Origin of the sequence: Nocardioides sp. GY 10127, from assembly GCF_004919085.1 — a bacterium.
In the GTDB taxonomy this organism is placed as follows: Bacteria; Actinomycetota; Actinomycetes; order Propionibacteriales; family Nocardioidaceae; genus Nocardioides.
Map to the genome: position 1 here is coordinate 1 of NZ_STGL01000023.1, position 1,070 is coordinate 1,070.

At 68.3% G+C, this 1,070-nt stretch carries 1 protein-coding gene; it reads right to left on the reverse strand.

Going from position 1 to position 1,070, the window contains the following annotated elements; translation table 11 throughout:
* Positions 1-7: 7 nt before the first annotated feature.
* Positions 8-1,030 carry an IS30 family transposase gene (locus tag E8D37_RS19650; RefSeq protein ID WP_136571505.1) on the reverse strand — a complete coding sequence of 341 codons (1,023 nt, stop codon included), beginning with the start codon at positions 1,028-1,030 and terminating at the stop codon, positions 8-10.
* Positions 1,031-1,070 lie beyond the last annotated feature (40 nt).

The following is a 1,070-nucleotide window of genomic DNA, read 5'->3' on the forward strand; positions in this document are numbered from 1 at the left end:
GGTGGATTCAACCCGCGTCTGCAACACCATGTTTTGGTGGGTGGGACAGTAGCCGGTCGAGGACCTCGGCTGGGGTGTCCCAGTCGTGGCGTTTGCGGGGCCGGTTGTTGAGCTTGCGGGCGACGTGGTCGAGGTAGTCGGGGGCGTAGATCGACAGGTCGCTGCTCTTGGGGAAGTACTGGCGCAGCAGACCGTTGGTGTTCTCGTTCGTGCCGCGTTGCCAGGGCGAGTGGGGGTCACAGAAGTAGATGTCGAGGTCGAGGGCCGCAGCGATCTGGACGTGGTTGGTCATCTCGACGCCCTGGTCCCACGTCAGGGTCCGGCGCAGGACCTCGGGCAGCCGGCTCATCGCCTCGATCATCGCCTCGGCCACGGCATCGGCGCCGTGGCCCTCGGGGAGGTGGAGCAGCATGACGAACCCGCTGGAGCGTTCGACGAGGGTTCCGATCGCGGACTTGTTCGACGCGCCCGTGATCAAGTCGCCCTCCCAGTCACCGGGCACGGCACGGTCCTCGACCTCGGCGGGACGCTCGGCGATGTTGACCATGCCCGCGATCCGGCCGCGGCGCTCCCCGGTGCTGCGACGGGTCTTACGCAACGCCCGGCCCGTGCGCAGCCGTTGGTGCAGGTCACGGCGTAGCGTGCCGCGACCCTGGACGTAGAGCTCTTTGTAGATCGTCTCGTGCGACACCCACATCTCCGGCCTGTCGGGAAAGTCCTTGCGTAGTCGGCCCGCGATCTCCTCCGGGGAGTGCTCGGCCTCCAGTCGGGCCTGGACCTCCGCGACCAGGTCCGGGTGCTGGCTCAACTTGGTCTGCTGCGACCGCCCGCCCTTGGCAGCACGCCACTCAGCCCGAGTCTGGGCCATCGAGGCACGGTAACGAGGACGACGATCCTCGATCACTGTCGACCCGCGCGCGAGCTCGCGACCGATCGTGGACCGGTGGACCCCGATCGCGCGGGCGATCTCGGCGTTCGAGGCCCCCACCGCATGCATGATCGCGATCTCCTCACGCTGCGCCAGCGTCAACCTCCCCGAGCCGGTGGCCGTACCGGTCCTCGAGCCGGTC